Origin of the sequence: Oryzihumus sp. (assembly GCF_036391795.1) — a bacterium.
Classification (GTDB): Bacteria; Actinomycetota; Actinomycetes; order Actinomycetales; family Dermatophilaceae; genus Oryzihumus.
Genome location: NZ_DASVZH010000002.1, coordinates 1 through 24,728, shown reverse-complemented (window position 1 = coordinate 24,728; position 24,728 = coordinate 1). Strand labels below are relative to the sequence as shown.

The window sequence follows — 24,728 nt, the reverse complement described above, 5'->3', positions numbered from 1 at the left end:
GAGCGCGAGGGCCGCGAGGGCAACCTGGTGGTCTTCGCCGTCGACACCTCCGGGTCGATGGGCGCGGCCGCCCGGGTCCGGGAGGTGCGCACCGCGGTGGTGTCGCTGCTGCTGGACGCCTACCAGCGTCGCGACCGGGTCGCGGTCGTCACCTTCGCCGGTGACCGGGCCCGGCTGGTGCTGCCGCCCACGTCGAGCGTGGAGCTGGCGCAGCGCCGGCTCGCCGAGGTCCCCACCGGCGGGCGCACCCCGCTGGCCGAGGGGCTGGCCGAGGTGGCCGGGCTCGTGCGCCGCCAGCGCGCCCGCGACCCGCAACGGCGTGCGCTGCTCGTCCTGCTGACCGACGGGCGAGCCACTCACGGCGAGCAGCCGCTGCAGCGAGCCTCGGCCGCCGCGGCGCACTGCGCGGCCGAGGGGCTCGCCTCGGTCGTCGTCGACTGCGAGAAGCGGTCCGTGGTGCGCCTGGGTCTCGCCCGCGAGCTGGCCGCCACCCTGCGCGCGGAGTACCTCGACCTCGGCGACGTCGCCGCCGACGCCCTCTCCGGTGTCGTGCGCCGCAGCGTCGCCCCCACGACAGGAGCAGCCTGATGCCCCAGGGACAGCCGGCCCGGGTGCCGGAGGACGGCCTGACGACCCGCCAGCGCCGCAACCGGCCGCTGACGATCGTCCACACCGGCCCGATGAAGGGGAAGTCCACCGCCGCGTTCGGGCTGGCCCTGCGCGGCTGGAACCAGGGTTGGGACATCGGGGTGTTCCAGTTCGTGAAGTCGGCCAGGTGGAAGGTCGGGGAGGAGAGCGCCTTCCGTGCGCTCGGCGACCTGCACGAGAGCACCGGCGTCGGCGGCCCGGTGCAGTGGCACAAGATGGGCGAGGGCTGGAGCTGGTCGCGCAAGGCCGGCACCGAGGAGGACCACGCCGCCGCCGCGCTGGAGGGCTGGCGCGAGATCCAGCGACGGCTGGAGGCGGGCACCCACGACCTCTACGTCCTGGACGAGTTCACCTACCCGTTGAAGTGGGGCTGGGTCGACGTCGCCGACGTCGTCGCCACCCTCACCGCCCGGCCCGGGCACCAGCACGTCGTCATCACCGGCCGGGACGCGCCGCCCGAGCTGGTGGCCGCCGCCGACCTCGTCACGGAGATGACCAAGGTCAAGCACCCCATGGACGCCGGCCAGAAGGGCCAGCGGGGGATCGAGTGGTGAGCACCCCGGCGATGCACCTGCCACGGCTGGTCGTCGCGGCGCCGGCGTCAGGCCACGGCAAGACCATGGTCGCGACCGGCCTCATGGCCGCCCTGCGCGCCGCGGGTCACGAGGTCTCCCCGCACAAGGTCGGCCCCGACTACATCGACCCCGGCTACCACGAGCTGGCCGCCGGGCGACCGGGCCGCAACCTCGACCCACACCTGCAGGGGGAGGACCTCATCGTCCCGCTCCTGCTGCACGGTGCCAGCCGCCCCCGCCCGGCTGACCTCGCCGTGATCGAGGGCGTCATGGGGCTGTTCGACGGGGCCACCGGCACCGCCGGGTTCAGCTCCACCGCGCACGTCGCCCGGCTGGTCCAGGCCCCGGTCCTGCTGGTCGTCGACTGCCGTGCCGCCGGCCGCAGCCTCGGCGCCGTGGTCCACGGCTTCTCCCGGTTCGAGGACGACGTGCGCGTCGCCGGGGTGGTGCTCAACAACGTCGCCTCCGCACGGCACGAGGCCGAGGCCCGAGACGGCATCGCCGCCACCGGGGTCCCGGTGCTCGGGGCCCTGCCGCGCCTGCCCGACCTGCTCGTGCCCAGCCGCCACCTCGGCCTGGTCCCGGCGGCCGAGCGCTCGCCGGCGGCCACCGCTGCGGTGGCGGCCCTCGCCGACCTGGTCCGCGACCACGTCGACCTGGACGCGGTGCTGCGCCTGGCTCGGCAGGCGCCGGACCTGGCCGCAGCCCCCTGGGATCCCGCCTCCGCGGTCGGCACCCCGGTGGCCTCATCCTCCGGGCCGCCCCGGGTCGCCGTGGCAGGAGGGCGCGCCTTCACCTTCGGGTATGCCGAGACGGCCGAGCTGCTCGCGGCCGCCGGTGCCGAGGTGGTCGGCTTCGACCCGCTCCGGGACGAGCGGCTGCCCGAGGACGTCTCCGCCCTGGTCATCGGGGGCGGGTTCCCCGAGGTGCACGCCGCCGACCTGTCGCTCAACACCTCGCTGCGAGAGGCGATCTCGGACTTCGCCGCCGGGGGCGGTGCCATCGCTGCTGAGTGCGCGGGGCTGCTCTACCTCACCGAGGAGCTCGACGGCGCGCCGATGTGCGGCGTCCTGCCGCTGACGGCCCGCATGGACTCCCGCCTGACCCTGGGCTACCGCAGCGCGGTCGCCCTCACCGGCGGTGTCCTCGCCGAGGAGGGGGAGCGGGTGACGGGCCACGAGTTCCACCGGACCGTGGTCGCCCCCGCCACCGGGACGGTGTCCGCGCCGGCGTGGGGCTGGCGCGGCACGAGCGGTGACCCGGTGCGGGAGGGGGCGGTGCGCGGTCGGGTGCACGCGTCATACCTGCACACGCACTGGGCCGGGCACCCCCGCATGGCCACGCGCCTGGTCGCCGCGGCGTCGGGCGGGGCCAGATGAGCGTCGTCCTGGGGTTGGGCGGGCGCCCGGACGCGCCGGCGCAGGAGCTGCTGACCCTGGCCGCGGCGGCCCTCGCCGAGCACGGCCTCGACCCCGCCGCCGTGTCCCTCGTGACCACACTCGACCGTCGCGCCGGCGCCGAGGCGGTCCTCGCGCTTGCCGCGGCCAGTGGCGCGCCCGTGCAGCCGGTCGCCGTGGAAACCCTTGCCGCACAGCCCTGCCCGACGCCCAGCGGTCGGGTCCTCGCCGCGGTCGGCAGTCCCTCCGTGGCCGAGGCCGCGGTCCTCGCCTGCGGCGGCAGGCTCCTGGGCCCGCGCCGCGCGTCACGCGCCTGGACGGTGGCCGTCGGCGCGCTGCCTGCCGCCGGCCGCCCGGATGCCGTCCGGGTCACCGCCACGCCGCCGCACCCGGAGGACCGATGAGCTCCCTGACCGACACCCCGCTGGCCCACGGGCGCTGGACGAGGGAGGAGCGCTGGCGCCTGTCCGGCATCCTCGGCACCATCGTCGCCCTGCACGTGGCCGGGATCGCGCTCTACCTGCTGCACCGCGGCGACACCGCCGCGGCCGGTGGGCTGGCCGGCTCCGGAGCGCTCGCCTACGTGCTCGGCATGCGTCACGCCTTCGACGCCGATCACATCGCCGCGATAGACGACACCACCCGGGTCATGCTGCTGCGGGGCCGCCGCCCGGTCGGGGTCGGCTTCTTCTTCGCGATGGGCCACTCGACGGTGGTCGTCGTGCTCGCCCTGCTGGTCGCCGCCGCGGCCGGGTCGATCTCCACCTCCGAGGTCGACGCGGTGCGCTCAGCGGGTGGCACCGTCGCCACCGTCGTCGCCATGGTGTTCCTGCTCGTCGTGGCCTCCCTCAACGCCCGGGTCCTGCGCAACCTCGTCGCCCTGTGGCGCCGGCTGCGCGCAGGCGCCGACACCGCCGCGCAGGTGGAGGAGGCGCTGCTCTCCCGCGGGTTCGTCACGCGGATCCTCGGCGGGCGGGTCCGTGGGCTCATCCAGCACTCGTGGCACATGTACCCGGTGGGCCTGCTCATGGGGCTGGGGCTGGAGACCGCCAGCGAGGTCACCCTGCTGGCCCTGTCCGCCTCCACCGCGGCCGGCGGCGGCGCCTCGGTCCTCGGCGTGCTCAGCTTGCCCCTGCTGTTCGCCGCGGGCATGTCGACGTTCGACACCGCCGACTCCCTGGTGATGACCCGGCTTTACTCCTGGAGCTACCGCAACCCGTCGCGCACGCTGTTCTTCAACATCGCCACCACGGCGGTGACCGTGGCGGTCGCGGCATTCATCGCGCTGGTCTACCTCGCCGATGCCCTGGTGCAGTACGCCGGGCAGGGCTGGCTCGCCCCCGTCGCGGCAGTCAGCGACGACTTCGAGCTCATGGGCTACGTCATCGCGGGGATCTTCGCCACCACCTGGCTCGGCGCCCTGGCCGTCTGGCGGCTGCGCGGTGGTGACGATGCCTGAGGTCGACCTGCTCCACCACGGCGACCAGGAACTCGGTGACGGCCTCGTCGACCTGGCCGTCAACGTCCAGGCGCCGCACCCCCCGCCCTGGCTGCTCGACGTCCTCGCTGGGGCGCTGGCACAGGCGGGCGCCTACCCCGACCCCACACCGGGCGTGGCCGCCGTGGCGCGGGCCCATGGCTGCGACCCGGCCTCGGTCCTCCTGACCAACGGAGCCGCCGAGGCGTTCACCCTCCTGGCGCGGCTGCCCTGGCGGCGACCACTCGTGGTGCACCCGCAGTTCACCGAGCCGGAGGCCGCGTTGCGCGCGGCCGGCCACCCGGTGCAGCGGCTGGTCCTGAGCAGCGACAAAGGCTTCCGCCTCGACCCGGCCGCCGTCGACCCGGCCGCCGACCTCGTGGTCCTGGGCAACCCGACCAACCCGACCTCGCGGCTGCACCGGGCCGAGTCGGTCGCCGCGCTGCTGCGGCCGGGGCGCCTCGTGGTCGTCGACGAGGCGTTCATGGACGTCACCGACCAGTGCCAGTCCCTGGCCTCCCGTGCGCCGTCGGCCGAGGGCCTGCTCGTGATCCGCAGCCTCACCAAGACCTTCGGCCTTGCCGGCGTCCGCGCCGGCCACCTGCTCGCGGCTCCCGCGCTGGTGGCCGGCCTCGCGGCACACCAGCCGCACTGGTCGGTCAACGCCCTCGCCGTCGCCGCCACCGTGGCGTGCCTCGGGCCCGAGGGGGAGGCCCACCGCCGCGGGGTCGCGGACCGCCTGCCGCAGCGGCTGTCCCACCTCACCCAGGCACTGCGCTCCGCCGGGCTCGACGTCGTCACGGAACCCGCCGGCCCGTTCGTGCTCGTGCGCCACGACCAGGCGGATCTCCTGCGGGAACGCCTGCGCCACCACGGTTTCGCGCTGCGCCGGGGCGACACCTTCCCCGGCCTGGGACCCCAGTGGCTGCGCGTCGCCGCCCGCGACGAGGCCACCACAGACGCCCTCGCCCACGCCCTCACCACCGCACTGCAGGAGCTGCCATGACCGACCACGCCTTCCCCGACGACGCGCGGGCAGCCGTCCACGACGTCATCGCCCGGCGCCGGGACGTGCGCCGCGGGTTCACCCTCGACCCCGTGGACGACGACGTCCTCACCCGGGTGCTGGCCGCCGCCCACCAGGCGCCCAGCGTCGGGCTCAGCCAGCCCTGGGACTTCCTGCTCCTCACCGACGTGGAGCAGCGCGCCCGCATCCAGGCCCTGGCCGCGCGCCAGCGGGACGCGTTCGCGGCGTCGCTGCCGGCCGGACGCACCCGGCTGTTCGACGGGATCAAGGTCGAGGCGATCCTGCAGACCCCGCTCAACGTCGTCGTCACCTGCGACCCGACCCGCGGCGGCCCCTACACCCTCGGCCGCCACGCGGACCCGCGCATGGCGCCGTTCTCCGCCGCCCTGGCGGTGCAGAACCTCTGGCTGGCGGCGCGGGCCGAGGGCCTGGGCGTCGGCTGGGTCAGCTTCTTCGACCCCGAGGAGCTGGCCCGCGAGCTCGGCCTGCCCGGGCACCTGCAGGTCGTGGCGTACCTGTGCGTCGGCCACGTCGAGCAGTTCCCGCCCGCGCCGGAGCTGGTGCTCTCGGGATGGGCACGTCGGCGGCCGCTGACGTGGGCGGTCCATCATGGGGCCTGGGGCGACCGTCGCCTGCCCGGAGGAGAAGCTGTGAGCCTGCTGACCGAGACCGTTGCCGCCATCGCCCCCGCGGACGCCGCTGCCATGCGCGCCGCCGAGGAGCGACAGGGCCAGCTGACCAAGCCGCGCGGCTCGCTCGGGGTGCTCGAGGAGCTCGGCACGCGCCTGGCCGGCATGTATGCCGTGTGCCCACCCCCGCTGCCCGAGCCCGTCGCCATCGCGGTCTTCGCCGGCGACCATGGGGTCCACGCCCAGGGCGTCTCACCGTGGCCACAGGAAGTGACCACCCAGATGGTGGGCAACTTCCTCGCCGGCGGTGCGGTCATCAACGCCCTCGGCCGTCAGGTCGGCGCCGAGGTGACCGTGGTCGACGTCGGCGTGGCCGGCGACGTCCCGGACGCGCCGGGGCTGCTGGCCCGCAAGGTCGCCCGCGGCACCGCCGACATGACCCAGGGCCCGGCGATGACCCCGGAGCAGGTGCAGGCAGCCCTGGAGGTCGGCATCGACGCGGCCCGCGACCTCGTGGCCCAGGGCAACCGGCTCCTGGTGACCGGCGACATGGGCATCGCCAACACCACCGCCTCCGCCGCGCTAATCAGCGCCTTCACCGGGCTGGACGTCGAGGAGGTCACCGGCCGGGGCACCGGCATCGACGACGCCATGCTCGCCCACAAGGTCGGGGTCATCCGGCGGGCCCTGGAGGTCAACGCCGTCGACGCCACCGACCCGGTGGCCGCGCTCGCCGCCGTCGGCGGGCTCGAGCACGCGGCCCTGGCCGGCTTCCTGCTCGGCGCCGCGGCGCTGCGCACCCCCGTGGTCCTGGACGGGGTCATCGCCTGCTCCGCCGCCCTCGTCGCCCGCGCGGTCGCCCCCGACGCGGCCGGCTACTGGGTGGCAGGCCACCGCTCGGTGGAGCCCGGCGCCGGCGCGGCCCTGGAGCACCTCGGGCTGACCCCGCTGGTCGACCTCGACCTGCGCCTGGGCGAGGGCAGCGGTGCCGCCCTGTCCGTGCCGCTGGTGCAGTCCGCCGCCCGGGTGCTGCGTGAGGTGGCGACCTTCGACTCCGCCGGTGTGACGGACAAGGCGTGAGCATGGCCGAGCACGCAGAGACCCTGCTGCCCCTGGGGCTGCGGCTGCGCGACCGGCGCGTCGTCGTGGTCGGTGGCGGCCGGGTGGCGCTGCGCCGGGTCGGGGCCCTGCTCCAGGCGCGGGCCGTGGTCACCGTGGTCTCGCCGGACGTGGTGGCCGCGCTGGAGGACCTCGCCCTGCGCGGCAAGGTCGAGTGGCAGCCGCGCTTCTACGCCGACGGCGACCTCGAGGGCGCCTGGCTGGCGATGGCCTGCACCGCTGACGCCGAGGTCAACGCCGCAGTGCTGCGGGAGGCCGAGGCACGGCGCGTCTTCTGCCTGCGCGTCGACGACGCCCGGGACGCCTCGGCGTGGATGCCGGCGACGGGGCGCAGCGGCCCTGCCACGGTCAGCGTGCACGGCGACCGCAACCCGCGCCGGGCGGCCGCCCTGCGCGACGCCGCCGTGGCCGCCGTGGACGAGGCCCTGCGCGACGACCCCGGCGCCCCGGCGCGCACGCCGCTGCGGGACGACACCCCCGGGCGGGTGATCCTGGTCGGCGGGGGACCGGGTGACCCGGAGCTGCTGACGCTCAAGGGCTTTCAGGCTCTGGCCACCGCCGACGTGGTGGTCGTCGACCGGCTCGCCCCGCTGGCCGTCCTCGACGGCCTGCGCGAGGGCGTCGAGGTCGTCGACGTCTCCAAGATCCCCCGCGGGCGGTTCACCCCGCAGGAGGAGATCAACGCCGTCCTCGTCGACCGGGCCCTCCGCGGCCTGACCGTCGTGCGGCTCAAGGGGGGCGACTCCTTCGTCTTCGGCCGGGGCATGGAGGAGGTCCTGGCCTGCGCCGAGGCGGGGGTTGCCACGGAGGTGGTCCCGGGGGTGACCTCCGCGATCGCGGCCCCCGAGCTGGCCGGCATACCGGTCACCCACCGCGGCCTGTCGCAGGGCTTCACGGTGATCTCCGGACACGCCGCGCCCGGCGACCCGCGCAGCACCGTCGACTGGGAGGCCCTGGCCCGCGGAGGCACCACGCTGGTCGTGCTCATGGGTGTGGAGACGCTGGCCGCCATCGCCGCAGCCCTCGTCGCCGCCGGCCGGGACGCCGACACCCCGCTGGCCAGCGTCATGGACGGCGGCCTGCCGACCCAGGCGGTGCTGTCCAGCACGCTGGGCGCCGTCGCCAAGGACGGGCCGCCCGACGGCCTGCGCCCGCCGGCCGTCACGGTGATCGGCCCGGTGGCGGGCTTCGCCGCTGGCTAAGGTGAGGCCATGAGCGCTCAGTGGACGTGGACCTACCTCGACGCCGACGGCAAGCCGATGAGCGGGGGTGCGCTCGTGACCTCGGGCTTCCCCTCCCAGAGCGAGGCCGAGAGCTGGTTGGGGGAGGAGTGGCGTGACCTCGCCGACGCCGGCGTGGACTCGGTGACCCTGCACCACGAGGACACCGTCGTCTACGGCCCCATGAGCCTGCGCCCCGCGCAGTGACCACCGCCGGCACCACCTCGCTCGTGGCCGACGCTCCCGAGCTCGCGCGCAGGCTGGAGCGGATGGTCCGGCAGGCCCAGCACGACTGGCGCTCGCCGGCGGTCAGCGCCGGGGTGGTCCGCGGCGGCAGCCTCGTCTGGTCCACCCACGTCGGCTCCGCTCGTCTCGACCCGGCGGCCGCGCCGACGGACGACACGCAGTACATGATCGGCTCGATCACCAAGACCTTCACCGCGGTGCTAGTGATGGCGCTGCGCGACGAGGGTCGGCTGCGGCTGGACGACCCCCTGTCCACCTGGCTCCCGGACACCCGCCACGGTGACGTGACGCTGCGGCAGATGCTGGCCCATTCCTCCGGCCTGCAGCGCGAGCCGGTCGGGCGCATCTGGGAGACCCTGGACGCCCCGGACGAGCAGCGCCTGCACGCCGAGCTCGAGCAGGCCGAGCGGGTCCTGCCGCCGCACTTCGTCTTCCACTACTCCAACCTGGCCTACGCCCTCCTCGGTCAGGTCGTCGAGCGGGTCGAGGGGGCCCCGTGGGAGGACGTGGTGCGCCGCCGCATCCTCGACCCGCTGGAGATGCGGCACACCGGGCTGACCCCGCGCGAGGACCGCGCCCTCGGCTACCAGGTGCACCCGTTCTCCGGGCTGGCCACGCAGGAGCCGCGCTTCGACCTGCGCGCCACCGCCGCCCTCGGCGGCCTGTGGAGCACGGTCGCCGACCTGGGCCGGTATGCCGCGTTCGTCGCCGACCCGGTCGAGGAGGTGCTCTGCGCCGACACGGTCGAGGAGATGTGCCGTCCGCTGGTCATCACCGACCCCGACGGCTGGACCGGTGGCTACGGACTGGGCTTCGGCATGGGCCGGCTGGGGGAGCGGGTGCTGGTCGGCCACGGCGGGGCGATGCCCGGCTACCTGACCGGCCTGAGGGTCCGCCGCGCCGACGGCGTGGGCGCGGTCGTGTTCGCCAACACCACCGCCGGCGCGGACTCGCTGGTCCTGGCCGGGCGGCTGGTGGCCGAGGTGCTCGACGCCGAGCCCACGCCGGCGCAGGCGTGGGTGCCCTCGACGCCGCGGCCCGAGCTGGCCGAGATCCTCGGCAGCTGGTGGTCCGAGGGCGAGGAGCTGGTCTTCGAGGTCCGCGGCGAGGACCTGTGGTGCCGGGTGCCGGGGGCGCCGGCCGCGACGAACGAGACCCGGTTCGAGGCCGAGGGGGCCGACCGGTTCAGGGCGGTGCAGGGGCGTGAGCGTGGCGAGCTGCTCGAGGTGGCCCGCGACGAGGAAGGAAGGGTGAGTCGCATGTACTTCGCCACCTACGCCGTGACGCGGGAGCCCCGCGCGTTCGCCAACCTGGTGACGCCGTGATCGCCCGCGACCGGCTGCACGAGCTGATGGCCCGCGAGGTCGCGGACTTCGCGGCCCGCAACCCCTTGTCGGAGAAGGCTTTCGGCGCGGCCGAGCACCTCTTCGGTCGGGTGCCGATGACGTGGATGAACAAGCGAGCAGGGTCGTTCCCGCTCTACCTGGACTCCGCGCGCGGTGCCCGCGTGACCGACATCGACGGCCACACCTACCGCGACTTCGCCCTCGGCGACACCGCCGCGATGGCGGGTCACTCGCCCCGGGCCACCGTCGAGGCGGTCCAGCGCCGGTTCGCCGACCTCGGCGGCGCCACCGCCATGCTGCCGACCGAGGACGCCGAGTGGGTCGGCGCCGAGCTGACCCGCCGCTTCGGGGTGTCGCGCTGGAGCTTCTCGCTGACCGCGACCGACGCCAACCGCTGGGCCATCCGGATCGTGCGGGCCGTCACCGGCCGGCCGAAGATCCTGGTCAACAGCTACTGCTACCACGGCAGCGTCGACGAGTCGCTGATCGTCACCACTCCCGACGGGGAGGGTGCCGCCCGCGAGGGCAACGTCGGGGCCCCCTGCGACGTGACGATCACCAGCCGGGTCGCGGAGTTCAACGACCTCGAGGGCCTCGAGCGCCAGCTCTCCCACGGCGACGTGGCCGCGGTGCTCATGGAGCCGGCGCTAACCAACATCGGCATCGTCCTGCCCGAGCCGGGCTACCTCGAGGGCGTGCGCGAGCTGACCCGCCGCTACGGCACCCTGCTCATCAACGACGAGACGCACACCTTCTCGGTCGGCCCGGGCGGCGCGACCCGGGCCTGGGGCCTGGACCCCGACCTGCTCGTCATCGGCAAGGCCATCGGCGGCGGCATCCCGGCGGGCGCCTACGCCATGTCCGCCGAGCTGGCCGACCGCACCCTGCGCCGCGACGACCTCGACCTGGTCGACATGGGCGGCGTCGGAGGCACGATGGCCGGCAACGCCCTCTCGGTGGCGGCGATGCGCGCCACGCTGGAGTCGGTGCTCACCGACGAGGCGTTCACGCACATGATCGACCTGGCCACGACCTACACCGCCGGCATCCGCGCCACGATCGAGCGGCACGACCTGCCGTGGTCGGTCACCCAGCTCGGCGCCCGCTCGGAGTACCGCTTCAGCGCCACCCCGCCGCGCAACGGCACCGAGTCGCACGAGGTCCACGACGAGGAGCTCGACGACTACCTGCACCTCTTCCTCGCCAACCGGGGCATCCTGCTCACGCCGTTCCACAACATGGCGCTCATGTGCCCCGAGACCACCGCCGACGACGTCCAGGCGCACGTCGACGTCTTCGGCGAGGCGGTCGCCACCCTCGCGGGCTGAGCCGTCCGAGCCGGCTCAGCCGGCTCCCGGCACGACGAAGGGGCGGGGACCGCGACGGTCCCCGCCCCTCTCACACGTGCCGCGTCAGCTCACTGCGGCTTCTCGCCCCGGGCGACCTGCGGGCGCGGCAGCCGCGAGCGGCGCATCTGGAAGGCGCGCATCACGGCATACATCGTCGACCCCGCGGGCACGCTGCCCTCGCCGAACTTGGCGATGATCTTCTTGCGGGTGCGCCGCCACATCAGCGCCGCGTCCACGACGGCCACCACGATGAGGCCGTAGACGAGGATGAAGACCATCAGCAGCGCCCAGCTCTGCCGCACGAACGACAGCGCCAGCACGAGCACCATCACCGGCAGCATGAACTCCCCGACGTTCCACCGGGCGTCCACGGAGTCGCGGATGAACCGCTTGACCGGGCCCTTGTCGCGGGCGGGCAGGTGCGCCTCGTCGCCGGTCATCATCGCGGCACGCTGGCGGGCGCGCGCCTCGCGGGCCTTGAGGCGCGCGTCGTTGGCCGCGGCCTTGCGGTCGGCCGGCACGAGCGGCTTCTTGCGGGCCGCCTCCTGGTCCCGACGCCGGGGCGTGGGCCGGTTCTTGGCGCCCGGGCGCTCGGCGACGGTGGTCTCGGGGGCGGCCGGCTCGGCGGCCTTCTTTCGTCCAAACACGACGCACACTGTATGTCGAGTGGGCCGGTTCGCTGGTATCGCCACCGGGGCCACGTGGCCGGGTCGGTACGCTCGCGGGCGTGACCGACGACGCCGTGACCCCTGACCGCATCGACGCCCTCCGCACCCGCATCGCCGAGCTCCTGCCCGGCCTGCGCCGGGACCTGGAGGCGCTGACCCGCATCCCGAGCGTGTCCCTGGACGCGTTCGACCAGTCCCACGTGGAGGCCAGCGCCGAGGCGGTGGCCGCGCTGCTGCGCGCCGAGGGCCTGGACGTGGAGATCGTCCGCGAGGGCGGCCGGCCGGCGGTCATCGGCCACGTCGACGGGCCCGAGGGGGCGCCGACGGTGATGCTCTACGCCCACCACGACGTCCAGCCGCCCGGCAAGGACGAGGACTGGGACAGCGCCCCGTTCGAGCCGACCGAGCGTGAGGGCCGGGTCTACGCCCGCGGCATCGCCGACGACAAGGCCGGCGTCATGGCCCACATCGCTGCGCTGCGCGCCCACCACGGCACCCTGCCGGTCGGTGTCACCGTCTTCGTCGAGGGCGAGGAGGAGATCGGCTCCGACTCGCTGCCGACCATCCTGGAGCGTCACGGCGAGAAGCTGCGCGCCGACGCGATCGTGCTGGCCGACTCGATGAACTGGGGCATCGGCGAGCCGGCCCTCACCACCACCCTGCGCGGCATGATCCGCGTCGTGGTGACGGTGCGCACGCTCGACCACGGCATCCACTCGGGCATGTTCGGCGGCGCGGTGCCCGACGCGATCATGGCGCTGGCCCGCCTGCTCTCCACGCTGCACGACGACGAGGGCAACGTGGCGGTGGAGGGTCTGAAGTCCGGTGAGGCCGCCGACCTCGAGTTCACCGAGGAGCAGCTGCGCAAGGACTCCGGCCTGCTCGACGGGGTGCACACCATCGGCACCGGCTCGCTGTTGTCGCGGATGTGGACCAAGCCCTCGATCACCACCATCGGCATCGACGCGCCCACCGTCTCCCAGGCCAGCAACACCCTCGTGCCGCAGGCCTCGGCCAAGATCTCGGTGCGCATCGCCCCCGACGAGGACCCGGCCGCGGCCTACCGCCTCGTCACCGACCACCTCAAGGCCCACGCCCCCTGGAACGCCCAGGTCGACGTGCACCTGGACGAGTCCGGTGCCGGGTTCGCCGCCGACGCGCAGGGACCGGTCTACGACCAGGTGCGGGCCGCGTTCACCGACGCCTGGGGCACCCCGCCGGTCGACATCGGCGTGGGCGGCTCGATCCCGTTCGTCGCGGCGTTCGCCGAGAAGTTCCCCGAGGCCGGCATCCTCATCACCGGCGTGGAGGACCCCGACACCCGCGCGCACGGCGCCAACGAGAGCCTGCACCTCGGCGAGTTCGAGCGCGTCTGCGTCGCCGAGGCCGTCCTCTTCGAGCGGCTCGGCACGCTGAAGAAGGCCTGAGGCCGCCACGCCACCCGGCCACGCACTGCGCGGTATGCCGCCCGCTCACCCGAGCGGGCGGCATACCGGTGCCGGCAGCCCGACCGAACACCGGTTGGCCCGCGTTCCTGCCCCGTGGAGGGCTGAGTTCGCGGGCGAAGCGGTGTCCGGTCAGGTGACGGCGGCGCGATGGGCGGCGAGGACCGCGGCCAGCGTGCGGTCGATGTCGGCCTCGGTGGTCATCCAGTTGGAGACCGAGAAGCGCATCGCCGGGCGGCCGTCCCAGACGGTCCCGGAGACCCACGCCTCCCCGCTGTCCCGGATGCCCTGCATCACCGCCGCGGTGTGCTCGTCGGAGTCGTCGAAGCGCACCAGCACCTGGTTGAGCACCACCTCGTTGAGCACTGTCACGCCGGGCTCGTCCCGCAGGCCGTCGGCGAACCGCCGGGCCAGGTCACACGAGCGCTCGACCATGGCGGCCACGCCGGATCGCCCCAGCTCGCGGATCGCGGCCCAGACGGCGAAACCCCGTGCGCGCCGGGAGGACTCGGGCACGAACCGGAACGGGTCCCGCGACTCACCGACCTGCACGTAGGCCGCCTGCCAGGTCATCGCCGCCATGTGCGCCTCGGGGTCGCGGGTGAACACCAGCGCCGAGTCGTAGGGCACGTTGAGCCACTTGTGGCAGTCGGTGGCCAGGGAGTCGGCGAGCTCGACCCCGGCGGTCAGGTGCCGCAGCCGTGGGCTGGCCGCCGCCCACAGGCCGAACGCCCCGTCCACGTGCAGCCAGGCACCCCTTTCCCGGCAGACCTGTGCGAGCTCCTCGACCGGGTCGAACGCCCCCGTGTCGACGTTGCCGGCCTGGGCGCAGACGATCGCGGGCCCCTCGGAGCGGGCCAGCACCTCCCGCAGCGACGACGGCACCATCCGGCCCTGCCCGTCGGCCTCTGCGCGGTCAGGGGTCCCGCCGAACCCGAGGAAGCGCAACGCCTGCGGGATGGTCGAGTGCGACTGGGCCCCGGCGACGACGTGGACCCGCGGGGCGCCCTGCAGCCCGTCCCGCTCCACGTCCCAGCCGGCCCGGGCCAGCACCCCGTGGCGCCCGGCGGCCAGCCCGGTGAAGTTGGCCATCTGGGCGCCGGTGGTGAAGCCGAAAGACGCCTCCGGGTCAACCCCGAGCAGCTCGCGCGCCCACGCGCCGGCCACCTCCTCGGCGGCCGCTGCGGCAGGCGACATGACCTCCAGCCCGGCCACCTGGTCCCACGCGACGGCCAGCTGGTCGGCCGCGACGGTCGACGGCAGCCCGCCGCCGATGACGTAGCCGAAGTAGCGGGGTCCGGCGCTGGCGACCAGGCCGGGCTCGGCGGCGGCCACGAGGGCCTCGACCACCTTCGCGGCGTCCTCCCCGTGCTCGGGCAAGGGCCCGGCGAAACCGGCGGCTGCGTCCACCCCCGGTCCCGGGTGCACCCGTCGCTCGCGCAGCCCGTCGAGCCAGGCCAGGGCGTGCCGGTGGGCCGCTTCGAGGGCTGCGTGGTCGTCCATTCGCGGAGGCTATCGCCGCCTCCGGCGTGCCGACACCGCCGCGCGCCGCGGGAGGGGCGTGTCCGGCCGAAAGGCTCCGGCAGGCTCATCCGTTCGGCTGGTTTCGCCGCAGCCCCGGCCATCCCGGTCCTGCGGCCGGGCATGCTTCCGGCAGGGGAACGGATCGGGGGTGTGGCACATGGCGCGGGACCGTGCTGGCGGGAGGACCTGGCGGGCCGCCGGTCTCGTGGTGGCAGCCGCCGTGGCTGCCGCGCTCGTCGCTGGCTGCTCGACGGTGGCCGACCTCGCCGGTGGTGCACCCCCGGTGCGGTCCTCTGCCGGCCTGAGCGGTCCGACGGGCAAGGAATCCTTCTACGGCACGGTGGAGGGCCACTTCGGTATCGCCATGACGTGGCTGACCATGCCCGACGACTCGCTCTACGTCAGCGTGTTCTTCACGCCCGTCGACCCCTTCGGGCCCTTTCGCCATGAGGGTGGGCAACAGGTGTTCACGGCCGATGGCGCCGGTCCCGGCACCGAGGTGACGCTGACGGGAGTGCCCTCCGTCCATGGGGAACCGCCTCCTCCGCCGCCGGCGACGGCGCGCTTCTCCGCGGACGGCCGGTCGGTGCTGCTCTCGGTGCCCGGCCACGCCCCGGTGACCCTCACCCGCATGAGCTCGGCGAGGTTCGAAGCGCTGATGATGCGGGCGCGATACCCCGCTCCACGGCCCACCCCCTCGGGACCGGCCCGCCCCACCGGTAGCAGGTGAGCCGGCACGTATGCCGGCCCACCGGCATGCGTCCGGGCAAGCGGTCCGCCCGGGGCGCGGGTACACCGCTCAGCGGCGGTAGACCCCGGTGCTGAGGTACTTCAGCCCGGAGTCGACGAGCAGGGTCGCGACGCGCGACCCGGGACCGAGCCGCCGGGCGACGTCGATCGCGGCGAGGACGTTGGCACCCGAGGAGGTCCCCGCGAAGAGCCCCTCCTCGCGCGCGAGCCGCCGGGCCATCTCCTCGGCCTCGCCGCTGGGGACCGACAGCACCTCGTCGGGCGGCTCCGGGTCCCACATCGGCGGCCGGTAGCCGATGCCGATGCCCTCGATCCGGTGGGCGCCGGGGCGCCGCCGGAGAGCACGGGCGACTCGCCCGGCTCGACCGCGACGACCCGCAGCGCCGGGTGATGTGTACGCAGCACCCCGGCCGTGCCGGGTCAGCTTGTCCCGGCTGAAGGCGTCCGAGGTGACGATCCGCAGCCGGTACCCCCGCGCGGCGCAGACCAGGGCAACGGAGGCGCCGGTGCTGCCGCCGGTGTACTCCACCACGGTGCCGCCGGGACGCAGCCGGCCGTCGCGCTCGGCGCCGGCGACCTTCGCCTGGGCCATCCGGTCCTTCATGCTGCCGGTCGGGTTCTGCCCCTCCACCTTGACCACGACCTCGCCGCAGCCGGGCGGGACCACCCGGCGCAGGGTCACCAGCGGGGTTTTCCCGATCGGCGTCAGGACCCCACCGGTGGCGTCGGACTGCCTGTTCGTCCCCGTCACGCCACGCATGGTCCCGCGTGCCCGGCGGCCGCTGGGGGGCGGGCACCCGGCGTACGTCCCGGGTGGTGGCCGGGCCGGGCGCGTCCGCCTAGCGTGGGCGGCGGAGGTGGCGCGCATGGCGACGGTGAGCATCCCGACGGCGGAGGGGGCGCTGCCCGCCTGGCTGGCGACCCCGGCCGGTCCCGGCGCGTGGCCGGGGGTGGTCGTGGTCAGCGACGTCATGGGCATGACCGCTGACCTGCAGCGCCAGGCCGACTGGCTGGCGGGGGAGGGGTTCCTGGCCGTGGCGCCGGACCTGTTCCACTGGGGCAGCCGGGCGCGGTGCCTGCGCTCGATCCTCCGGGAGACCATCGACCACCAGGGCCGCACCTACCGCGACCTCGCGGCAGCGAGGAGCTGGCTGACCGGACGGCAGGACTGCACCGGCCGGGTGGGTGTCGTCGGCTTCTGCATGGGCGGCGGGTTCGCCCTGATGCTGGCCCTCGGCGACGACTACGACGTGGCGGGCGTGAACTACGGCACGGCCTCGCGGCGCTACCAGACGAGGGAGGCGCTGGACGGGGCGTGCCCGGTGGTGGGCAGCTTCGGGCGCCGCGACCTCATCACCCGGCGGTCGGCGGAGCGGCTGGAGTACCACCTGGGCGCGCTCGGCATCGACCACGACATCCGCATCTACCCCGGGGTGGGGCACGGGTTCATGAACGACCACCGCGACAGCGGCGGGATGGCCACGTTCCTGGGCAAGGTGAGCGGCACGGCGTACGACGAGCCGGCGACGCGGGACGCGCGGCGACGCATCGCGGCGTTCTTCCACCGCCATCTCGACCCCGCGGCGGACACGGCGTAGCCCGCGAAAACGCCTGTCGACAGGGCGGATTCGCTGGCCAGTCGCCGGTCAGTCCTTGCTGGTCTCGCCGGGCAGGGCGAGCATCTGGTCGAGCGCCACCCGGGCCCAGTGCGCCACGTCGGGGTCGACCTCGATCCGGTTGACCGTGCGCCCGGCGACGAGGGACTCCAGCGCCCAGACGAGGTGCGGCAGGTCGATGCGGTTCATCGTCGAGCAGTAGCAGACGTTCTTCTCCAGGAAGGCGATCTCCTGGTCGGGGAACTGCGTGGCCAGGCGCCGCACCAGGTTGAGCTCGGTGCCGACGACCCACTTCGTGCCCGCCGGGGCGGCCGCGATGGTCTTGATGATCTTCTCCGTCGAGCCGACCTCGTCGGCGGCCTCGACGACCTCGTAGCGGCACTCGGGGTGGACGATCACCTTGACGTCGGGGATCGTCGCGCGGGCCTCGTGGACGGCCTCCAGGCTGAACCGGCCGTGCACCGAGCAGTGCCCGCGCCACAGGATCATCCGGGCCGCCTGCAGCTCCTCGCGGGTCAGGCCGCCGTTGGGCTTGTGCGGGTCGAAGACGACGCAGTCCTCCAGGGACAGGCCCAGCTCGCGCACGGCGGTGTTGCGGCCGAGGTGCTGGTCGGGCAGGAACAGCACCTTGCCGGTGCCCTCGAGGCCACCGCGCTGCCCGAACGCCCACGCCAGAGCGGTCCTGGCGTTGCTGGAGGTGCAGACGGTGCCGCCGTGGCGACCCGTGAACGCCTTGATCGCGGCGCTGGAGTTCATGTACGTCACGGGGATGACGTCCTCGGCGACCCCGGCGTCGACCAGGTCGTCCCACGCGTCCTCGACCTGGCTGATCGCGGCCATGTCGGCCATCGAGCACCCCGCGGCGAGGTCGGGCAGGATCACCTGCTGCTCGTCGCTGGTGAGGATGTCGGCCGACTCGGCCATGAAGTGCACGCCGCAGAAGACGATGTGCTGCGCGTCGGGCCGGGCCGCCGCGTCCTTGGCCAGCTTGAACGAGTCACCGGTGACGTCGGCGAACTCGATGACCTCGTCGCGCTGGTAGTGGTGGCCCAGGACGAACACCGAGCCGCCCAGCGCTGCCTTGGCCGCGCGCGCCCGCTCGACCAGGCCCGGGTCCGAGGGCGCCGGCAGCTCGCCGGGGCACTCCACCCCTCGCTCGGTGGCCAGGTCCCGGCCGTGGCCGAGGACCATCAGGGGCAGGGACGCGTGACGCGGGCTTTCCGTGGTGGTGCTCACCCGCTGATCGTTTCACACGTTCACAACGCCACCGTCCAGGACCACCGGTATGCCGTGCGGGTGCGTCGGGAGCGTGGCCGCGAGGCCCCGGACAGGGTCCGGAACGGTGACACGCCGTCAGGGGCCCGCGACACGCCGGGCAGGGGTTGCGCGGGAGCCTCCACGGGATCGAGGATCGCCGCCGCTACCGTCGTGCACCTGACCGGTCACGGGGGCGAACGGTCACCCGCAGGACCCCCGCCGACTCAAGGAGCCGACCATGACGCACACCGATCTCGCCGGTGCCACGACCGACGTCTCCCGCGACAGCCTGGCCCGGCACGTGGCCGCCCTGCTCTCCTCCGGCGTGGTCACGCTGGCCGAGCTGAACGACCTGACCGAGGGCGAGATCCGCGTCCTGATGGGCGACACCGCCGGCATCTGACCGGCCCGGACAGGGCCGTCGCCAAGGGCGGCTAGGGTCCGGCCATGCGCTTCTCGATCTGGCCCTCGGTCGGCCAGCCCTGGCACGAGGTCGTCGACACGGTGCGGCACGCCGAGGCCACCGGCTGGGACCGGGTCTACCTGGCCGACCACTTCATGGCCAACAGCGCGGACCGAGCCGAGGCTGCCGCGCCGCTGCTGGAGGCCACCGCCGCCTTGAGCGCCCTTGCGGCCCTCACCGACCGGATCGTGCTGGCACCACTGGTGCTGGGCATGACCTACCGGCACCCGGCGGTGGTCGCCAACTGGGCGGCCACCGTCGACCACGTCAGCAACGGCCGCCTCGTCCTTGGCCTCGGCGCCGGCTGGCAGGTCAACGAGCACGAGCAGTACGGCATCGAGCTGCCCGCGCCCGGACCGCTGGTGAGCCGCTTCCACGAGGGGCTGCGCGTCATCGAGGGCCTGCTGACCCAGGAGAGCACCACGGTGGCCGGCGACCACTACCGCGTCACGGAGGCGCTGTGCGAGCCCAAGCCGGTGCAGTCGCGCGTGCCGCTGCTCGTCGGGTGCACCGGTGAGCGGATGCTGGGCATCGTCGCCCGGCACGCCGACGAGTGGAACATGTGGGGCCTGCCCGACCGCGTGGCCGAGCGCAGCGCCGTCCTGGACCGTCAGTGCGAGAAGGTCGACCGCGACCCGGCCTCGGTGCAGCGCTCGTGCCAGGCGCTGTGGTTCGTCAGCGACGACGGCGACGCGGCGCGGGCCGAGGCGGCGGCCTCACCGGCCAGGGCGGCGGTCGGGGGCGCTCCCGCCGACCTCGTCGAGATGGTCGAGGCCTGGCAGGCGGTTGGCGTCGACGAGGTCATCGTGCCCGACTTCACCCTCGGCTCCGGTGCGCGCAAGCGGGAGCTGATGGACGCGGTCATCGAGGTGACCGCGGCGACCACCCGCGGCTGAGCCCGTCAGTCGCGCGCGCCGGCCGGCCGCATCCCGGCCAGGCCGAGGGCGGCCACCGTCGCGGCCTGGGCCAGGGCACGGTCGGCCACGCCCTGCAGGTCGGCCAGCAGGGCCCGCCGCCGCTCGGTGCCGTGGCTGTCGACGGCGTGGCCGACGTGGCTCAGCCCGACGTCGGTGATCGCCCCGACCTGCGCGGCCATCGTCATCACCCGGAGGCACCGCGGCGACATGCCGTCCGGCAGTCCCCAGCCGCGGCCGCCGAGCCGCTCGTCGGCGGTGGCCCGCAGGTCGCTGCCCGACCAGGGCCTGGCGTCCAGTCCGTCGAGCGCCCCGGTCAGCTCGGCCAGCTCGGAACGCAGCTCCCGCTCCACCTCGGCCAGCGACAGCGCCTCCAGTGCGTGCACCGGCACCGGGTCGGTGTCGTATGCCGTCCAGGTCACTCGCGTGCCCTGGTCCACCTCCGGGCCGTAGACCTCGACGCGCGGCACGAGGGCACCGCCCATGCCCGGCACGTAGACGCACTCCCCGGCCGTGGTTGCCGCGGCGGCGAACTCGGCCGAGCCACGCGGCATACCGCGCAGGTCACCCGGGCGGGGCAGCGCGACGAGCACCGCGCGCTCGCCGAGGTCGCGCCACAGGCCGAGCCGGGCGAGCGGGTCACCGTCGACGTGGTCGACGTCGGGCAGGGCGCGGGAGAGGACGTCCTCGAGCCGGGACCGGTCGGCGAACGACGCGGTGGCCCACAGCGCGAGGCGGACCGATGCGGGGAGCACGGACATCCCGCCATGGTAGGTGTCGGGCGCGACCGCTCCTCGGGGGTTGGCTAGGGTCACCGCCATGAGTGATGTCCTCGAGCTCGCCGGCGTCAGTGTGGTCCGCGGGGGGAACACCCTGCTGGACGACGTCACGTGGGAGGTCGAGGAGGGTCAGCGCTGGGTCGTCCTCGGCCCCAACGGTGCCGGCAAGACCACCCTGCTCCAGCTCGCCGCCGGGCGCATCCACCCGACGCAGGGCGTGGCCGGGGTGCTCGGCGAGGTCCTCGGCGCGGTGGACGTGTTCGAGCTGCGCCCCCGGATCGGCCTGGCCAGCGCCGCGATCGCCGAGCGCATCCCCGCCGACGAGCGCGTCGCCGACGTCGTCGTCACCGCGTCGTACGGCATCGTCGGCCGCTGGCGCGAGCGCTACGACGAGCTCGACCACGGGCGGGCCGCCGAGCTGCTCAAGGCCCTCGGTGCCGGGCACCTGGCCGACCGGCGCTTCGGAACGCTCAGCGAGGGGGAGCGCAAGCGGGTCCAGATCGCCCGGGCGTTGATGACCGACCCCGAGCTGATGCTGCTCGACGAGCCCGCCGCCGGTCTCGACCTTGCCGGTCGGGAGGACCTGGTCGCCCGCCTCGGCGAGCTTGCCGCCGACGTCGACGCCCCCGCGCTGGTCCTGGTCACCCACCACGTCGAGGAGATCCCGCCGTCGTTCACCGACGTGCTGCTCGTCCGCGACGGCCGGGTGGTGGCCCAGGGGCCGATCGAGATCACCCTGACCGAGGACAACCTCTCCGAGACCTTCGGCCTGCCGCTGGTGGTGGACCGGCACGGCGAACGCTGGTCCGCCCGCGCCCGCTGAGCCGACCCACCCGCATCAGCTGGTGGCCGCGCAGGTCCGGGCCTGGCAGGTCGCCGCGGCCGGCGGCCGGCGCAGGCCGAGGCCAAGGGCGACCACGCTGAGCGCCACGACCATCACGCCGTAGACCATCGCCGTCGGCAGCAGGCCCACCTGCCGTGCCGCGACACCGGCGAGCAGGGTCGGCACGCCGAACGCGAGGTAGTTGACCGTGTAGGCCGCCGCGAACAGCTCGGCGCGCTCATGCGGTTCGGGCAGGGCCGCGACCGAGCGGAACGCCCCGAAGAACGCCGTGCCGAAGCCGACACCGGCGACGACGGTGGCCGTGAAGAAGCCGGCCACCGACCTCAGGTCGAGGGCGACGAGCGTGGCCAGGACGCCGGCGGCCAGCGTGGCGGCGCCGAAGGCCATGGTGGGCCGCGGGGCCCTGGCGCCGACGAGCAGCACCGCGATGCTGCCGGCGCCGGTCAGGGCGGCGACCACCAGACCGCCCGCGAGGTGCCCCTGCACGTGCAGCTGGGTGGCCACCAGGGAGGGGCCGAGGGAGAGGTAGAGACCGCCGATCGCCCACGTGGCGATCAGGGCCGGCACCGCGCGGGCGAACGCACGGCGGGCCTGAGCGGGCACGGATGCGCTGGGGCGCAACGACTTCAGGGCTCCCGCGCGCGATGGCACGGTCTCCGGGACCACGGCGACCAGCGCCGCCAGCACCACGAGTGCCGCGGTCAGGGCGAGGAAGACCACCCTGGTCGGCGCGGGCAGGTGGTCGAGCACCAGGCCGGCGCCCAGGGCCCCCGCGGCCAGCCCGGCGGTGGGTCCCACGCTGTTGACCACGACGCCCGCGCGCGGCCGGCGCAGCGGCTGCAGGTCCACCAGGGCGGCGCTGACGACTCCCATCGCGGCTCCCGTGGCCACGCCCTGCACCGCGCGGGCCAGCAGCAGCCCGCCGACCCCGCCGGTGGCGAGGAAGAGCAGCATCGCGACGGCGTCAAGCGCCAGCGCGGCGGCCAGCACGGGACGGCGCCCGACGTGGTCGGACAGCCCGCCCACGGTCAGCAGGGAAGCCAGCAATGCCAACGGGTATGCCGCGAAGACGGTCGTCAGCGCGGCGGGGCTGAAGTGCCACTGGGCCTGGTAGACGACGAACAGCGGCGAGGGAGCGCCGGCGGCGAGCATGAGGACCACGAGGGCGAGGGAGACGACCGCGAAGGCGGGGGTGCGACCCAGACGCGGCAGGGTGCGGGGGAGGGACATCGGGGCTCCTGGCGACAGTTCCATGATGATCGAACCATTGAGACAGTAGGCGCCTTTCCGCGATTGTTCAACTATCATCGAACCATGACGACGACCGTGCAGCGGCTCGAGCACCCGGAGGTCGGGGACATCGAGCTCACCGAGGTGCTGTTCGCGCTCAGCGACCCCTCACGGCTGGCGATCGTCCAGCAGCTGGCGGGCGGGGCCGCGGGGGAGTTGGCCTGCCAGGCCGTCGGGGGAGACCTGGCCAAGTCGACCCGCTCGCACCACCTCAAGACCCTGCGCGAGGCCGGCGTCATCCGCAGCACCCCCCAGGGTCGTGAACGCCTGATCAGCCTGCGTCGTGAGGATCTCGACGCCCGTTTCCCCGGCCTGCTCGACGCGGTCCTGACCGACGGGCACTCCTGAGGCGACGACACCGCCGGATTCGCACGGCAGCAGGGAACCTGCGCCGATAGGTTGGCGTCGCAGTGCTGTGCTGGTGCACGGAAGGAGGCAGGGGATCCATGTCGTGGTTCGCTGATCACGGGTGGTTGGCCTGGGTGGGCCTGGCCCTCGCGCTGGGGGCCATCGAGGCCGCCAGTGTCGACTTCGTGTTCCTCATGCTCGGTGGCGGTGCGCTGGCGGGGGCCCTGGCCTCGGCGCTGGGCGCGCCCGTGGCGCTGCAGGTGCTCGTCGCGGTGGCCGTCGCCGGCCTGCTGCTGTTCGGGGTGCGACCGCTGGTCCGCCGGCGGTTCATGGTGCCCGAGGGCCACGGGGGGATCGGGCTCCCGGCCCAGATCGGCCGCCCTGCGCTCGTCATCCAGACCGTCACATCGCTCGACGGTCGCATCAAGCTGGGCGGTGAGACCTGGACGGCCCGCACCGCACCGGGCACCGCCGACTGCCTGCCCGGGCAAGAGGTCCGGGTAGTTTCCATCGAGGGGGCCACCGCGATCGTCACTGGCGTCGCGCCTGGTCGGAATTCGGAGTAGACACTGTGAGCGGAGTCAGCGCCGGCCTGATCGTGCTGTTGCTGCTTGTGATCTTCGCGGTCGTCGTCATCGTGCGGACCATCCGCATCGTGCCGCAGCAGACGTCCCAGATCGTCGAGCGGCTCGGCCGCTACTCGCGCACCCTCGACGGGGGCATCCACTTCCTGGTGCCGTTCGTCGACAAGGTGCGCGCCAACATCGACCTGCGCGAGCAGGTGGTCTCCTTCCCGCCGCAGCCGGTGATCACCTCGGACAACCTCGTCGTCAACATCGACACGGTCATCTACTACGCGGTCAACGACGCCAAGGCGGCGGTCTACGAGATCGCCAACTTCATCCAGGGCATCGAGCAGCTCACGGTCACCACGCTGCGCAACGTCATCGGCTCGCTCGACCTCGAGCAGACGCTGACCAGCCGCGACCAGATCAACGCCCAGCTGCGTGGCGTCCTCGACGAGGCCACGGGCAAGTGGGGCATCCGCGTCAGCCGCGTCGAGCTCAAGGCCATCGACCCGCCGCACTCCGTGCAGGACTCGATGGAGAAGCAGATGCGCGCCGAGCGTGACCGCCGTGCCGCGATCCTCACCGCCGAGGGTGTCAAGCAGTCGGCCATCCTCGCCGCCGAGGGCGAGAAGCAGAGCCAGATCCTGCGCGCCGAGGGCTCGGCCCAGGCCCGGATCCTCGAGGCCCAGGGTCAGGCGCGCGCCATCCAGCAGGTCTTCGACGCGATCCACCGCGGCAAGCCCACCCAGCGGCTGCTGGCCTACCAGTACCTCCAGGTGCTGCCCCAGATCGCCCGTGGCGACGCCAACAAGATGTGGATCGTCCCCAGCGAGCTGACCGACGCGCTCAAGGGCATCGGCAACGCGCTCGGCGGCACCGACCAGGGCCCGGCCGGCCGGGACGAGGACGAGTGGGTCGACTCCGGGGAACGGGTGCCGACTGCCTTCGAGGAGACCGCCCTGGAGGATCCCGCCCGGGCTCTGGCGGAGGCCCGCGGCGAGGCCGCGCGCTCCAGCGCCGAGGCCGAGGGGCACTCCAGGGGAGTGACCGGCGGGACTCACGCAGCTCCTGCGGACCCGCCCGGTATGCCGTCCGCGGCGGTGCCGTCGCCTGATCCCCAGGCGCCGGTGGCGCCCGAGCCCCCGGGCGCCCCGCAGGCTCCGGTGGTGCCCGAGCCGCCGGCCTTCCCGACCGACCTGCCCGGCGGGGAGCCGCGACCGTAGTCGCC

26 protein-coding genes are annotated in these 24,728 nt (G+C 74.3%); 20 read left to right on the top strand and 6 right to left on the bottom strand.

What is annotated here, in order from left to right:
* The 11 genes from VF825_RS00165 to VF825_RS00115 all read left to right on the top strand — a co-directional run.
* Positions 1-588, top strand: a 588-nt coding sequence (locus tag VF825_RS00165; RefSeq protein ID WP_331108851.1) for a VWA domain-containing protein, incomplete at its 5' end; no start/stop codon positions are given.
* Entirely contained in the window at positions 588-1,202 is a 615-nt protein-coding gene (cobO, locus tag VF825_RS00160; RefSeq protein WP_331108849.1) for a cob(I)yrinic acid a,c-diamide adenosyltransferase, read from the top strand. The genes VF825_RS00165 and cobO, both read left to right, overlap by 1 nt.
* Positions 1,199-2,602 (top strand): cobyrinate a,c-diamide synthase, encoded by a 1,404-nt coding sequence (locus VF825_RS00155; RefSeq protein WP_331108847.1) that lies wholly within the window; start codon positions 1,199-1,201, stop codon positions 2,600-2,602. The genes cobO and VF825_RS00155 overlap by 4 nt, the downstream gene beginning before the upstream one ends.
* Positions 2,599-3,024, top strand: a complete 426-nt coding sequence (locus VF825_RS00150) for a cobalamin biosynthesis protein (protein WP_331108845.1) — start codon at positions 2,599-2,601, stop codon at positions 3,022-3,024. The genes VF825_RS00155 and VF825_RS00150 overlap by 4 nt, the downstream gene beginning before the upstream one ends.
* Positions 3,021-4,079: a HoxN/HupN/NixA family nickel/cobalt transporter gene (locus tag VF825_RS00145; RefSeq protein WP_331108843.1), complete on the top strand. Its 1,059-nt coding sequence runs from the start codon at positions 3,021-3,023 to the stop codon at positions 4,077-4,079. Before VF825_RS00150 ends, VF825_RS00145 begins: the two co-directional genes overlap by 4 nt.
* Positions 4,072-5,103: an Rv2231c family pyridoxal phosphate-dependent protein CobC gene (cobC, locus tag VF825_RS00140; protein ID WP_331108841.1), complete on the top strand. Its 1,032-nt coding sequence runs from the start codon at positions 4,072-4,074 to the stop codon at positions 5,101-5,103. The genes VF825_RS00145 and cobC overlap by 8 nt, the downstream gene beginning before the upstream one ends.
* Positions 5,100-6,833: a nicotinate-nucleotide--dimethylbenzimidazole phosphoribosyltransferase gene (cobT, locus tag VF825_RS00135; RefSeq protein ID WP_331108839.1), complete on the top strand. Its 1,734-nt coding sequence runs from the start codon at positions 5,100-5,102 to the stop codon at positions 6,831-6,833. Before cobC ends, cobT begins: the two co-directional genes overlap by 4 nt.
* A gap of 2 nt (positions 6,834-6,835) precedes the next feature.
* Positions 6,836-8,074: a uroporphyrinogen-III C-methyltransferase gene (gene cobA, locus VF825_RS00130; RefSeq protein WP_331108837.1), complete on the top strand. Its 1,239-nt coding sequence runs from the start codon at positions 6,836-6,838 to the stop codon at positions 8,072-8,074.
* A gap of 9 nt (positions 8,075-8,083) precedes the next feature.
* Positions 8,084-8,299, top strand: a complete 216-nt coding sequence (locus VF825_RS00125) for a hypothetical protein (protein WP_331108835.1) — start codon at positions 8,084-8,086, stop codon at positions 8,297-8,299.
* On the top strand, positions 8,296-9,663 hold the full coding sequence (locus tag VF825_RS00120; protein ID WP_331108833.1) for a serine hydrolase domain-containing protein: 1,368 nt from the start codon (positions 8,296-8,298) through the stop codon (positions 9,661-9,663). Before VF825_RS00125 ends, VF825_RS00120 begins: the two co-directional genes overlap by 4 nt.
* Positions 9,660-11,012, top strand: a complete 1,353-nt coding sequence (locus tag VF825_RS00115; protein WP_331108831.1) for a transaminase — start codon at positions 9,660-9,662, stop codon at positions 11,010-11,012. Before VF825_RS00120 ends, VF825_RS00115 begins: the two co-directional genes overlap by 4 nt.
* An 89-nt stretch (positions 11,013-11,101) precedes the next feature.
* Here VF825_RS00115 and VF825_RS00110 read toward each other — a convergent pair whose 3' ends face one another.
* Positions 11,102-11,680, bottom strand: a complete 579-nt coding sequence (locus VF825_RS00110; RefSeq protein WP_331108829.1) for a DUF3043 domain-containing protein — start codon at positions 11,678-11,680, stop codon at positions 11,102-11,104.
* A gap of 80 nt (positions 11,681-11,760) precedes the next feature.
* On the opposite strand from VF825_RS00110, the gene VF825_RS00105 reads away from it, so the two are divergent.
* Positions 11,761-13,128, top strand: a complete 1,368-nt coding sequence (locus VF825_RS00105) for a dipeptidase (protein ID WP_331108827.1) — start codon at positions 11,761-11,763, stop codon at positions 13,126-13,128.
* Positions 13,129-13,278: 150 nt separating this feature from the next.
* Here VF825_RS00105 and VF825_RS00100 read toward each other — a convergent pair whose 3' ends face one another.
* Positions 13,279-14,649, bottom strand: coding sequence for a pyridoxal phosphate-dependent decarboxylase family protein (locus VF825_RS00100; RefSeq protein ID WP_331108825.1), 1,371 nt, complete (start codon positions 14,647-14,649; stop codon positions 13,279-13,281).
* Positions 14,650-14,890: 241 nt separating this feature from the next.
* Here VF825_RS00100 and VF825_RS00095 point away from each other — a divergent pair, with 241 nt between their 5' ends.
* Positions 14,891-15,400 carry a hypothetical protein gene (locus tag VF825_RS00095; RefSeq protein WP_331108823.1) on the top strand — a complete coding sequence of 170 codons (510 nt, stop codon included), beginning with the start codon at positions 14,891-14,893 and terminating at the stop codon, positions 15,398-15,400.
* Between the two features lie 69 nt (positions 15,401-15,469).
* Here the strand turns inward: VF825_RS00095 and VF825_RS00090 are convergent, their stop codons facing one another.
* Positions 15,470-16,171, bottom strand: coding sequence for a PLP-dependent cysteine synthase family protein (locus VF825_RS00090; protein WP_331108821.1), 702 nt, complete (start codon positions 16,169-16,171; stop codon positions 15,470-15,472).
* Between the two features lie 115 nt (positions 16,172-16,286).
* On the opposite strand from VF825_RS00090, the gene VF825_RS00085 reads away from it, so the two are divergent.
* On the top strand, positions 16,287-17,018 hold the full coding sequence (locus VF825_RS00085) for a dienelactone hydrolase family protein (RefSeq protein ID WP_331108819.1): 732 nt from the start codon (positions 16,287-16,289) through the stop codon (positions 17,016-17,018).
* Positions 17,019-17,066: 48 nt separating this feature from the next.
* Here VF825_RS00085 and nadA read toward each other — a convergent pair whose 3' ends face one another.
* Complete coding sequence (gene nadA, locus VF825_RS00080) at positions 17,067-18,272, bottom strand: quinolinate synthase NadA (protein ID WP_331108817.1); 1,206 nt, start codon at positions 18,270-18,272, stop codon at positions 17,067-17,069.
* Between the two features lie 259 nt (positions 18,273-18,531).
* Between nadA and VF825_RS00075 the strand changes: the two genes are divergently transcribed.
* Together VF825_RS00075 and VF825_RS00070 are read left to right on the top strand one after the other, a co-directional pair.
* The gene (locus tag VF825_RS00075) at positions 18,532-18,696 is read left to right on the top strand and encodes a hypothetical protein (protein ID WP_331108815.1); all 165 of its coding nucleotides are present in this window, start codon (positions 18,532-18,534) and stop codon (positions 18,694-18,696) included.
* 44 nt (positions 18,697-18,740) lie between these two features.
* A complete protein-coding gene (locus tag VF825_RS00070; protein ID WP_331108813.1) occupies positions 18,741-19,652 on the top strand; it encodes an LLM class flavin-dependent oxidoreductase in 912 nt (303 codons plus the stop codon).
* A 5-nt stretch (positions 19,653-19,657) separates the two neighbouring features.
* Here VF825_RS00070 and VF825_RS00065 read toward each other — a convergent pair whose 3' ends face one another.
* Positions 19,658-20,431 carry a hypothetical protein gene (locus tag VF825_RS00065; RefSeq protein ID WP_331108811.1) on the bottom strand — a complete coding sequence of 258 codons (774 nt, stop codon included), beginning with the start codon at positions 20,429-20,431 and terminating at the stop codon, positions 19,658-19,660.
* A 58-nt stretch (positions 20,432-20,489) separates the two neighbouring features.
* Here VF825_RS00065 and VF825_RS00060 point away from each other — a divergent pair, with 58 nt between their 5' ends.
* Positions 20,490-21,272: an ABC transporter ATP-binding protein gene (locus tag VF825_RS00060; RefSeq protein WP_331108809.1), complete on the top strand. Its 783-nt coding sequence runs from the start codon at positions 20,490-20,492 to the stop codon at positions 21,270-21,272.
* Positions 21,273-21,287: 15 nt separating this feature from the next.
* Here VF825_RS00060 and VF825_RS00055 read toward each other — a convergent pair whose 3' ends face one another.
* Positions 21,288-22,523, bottom strand: a complete 1,236-nt coding sequence (locus VF825_RS00055; protein WP_331108807.1) for an MFS transporter — start codon at positions 22,521-22,523, stop codon at positions 21,288-21,290.
* Between the two features lie 84 nt (positions 22,524-22,607).
* Between VF825_RS00055 and VF825_RS00050 the strand changes: the two genes are divergently transcribed.
* The 3 genes from VF825_RS00050 (at position 22,608) to VF825_RS00040 (ending at position 24,723) form a co-directional block, all read left to right on the top strand.
* Positions 22,608-22,931, top strand: a complete 324-nt coding sequence (locus tag VF825_RS00050; RefSeq protein ID WP_331108804.1) for an ArsR/SmtB family transcription factor — start codon at positions 22,608-22,610, stop codon at positions 22,929-22,931.
* Positions 22,932-23,029: 98 nt separating this feature from the next.
* Positions 23,030-23,497, top strand: coding sequence for an NfeD family protein (locus VF825_RS00045; protein WP_331108802.1), 468 nt, complete (start codon positions 23,030-23,032; stop codon positions 23,495-23,497).
* Between the two features lie 5 nt (positions 23,498-23,502).
* Entirely contained in the window at positions 23,503-24,723 is a 1,221-nt protein-coding gene (locus tag VF825_RS00040) for an SPFH domain-containing protein (protein WP_331108800.1), read from the top strand.
* The last annotated feature ends 5 nt before the right edge of the window (positions 24,724-24,728 follow it).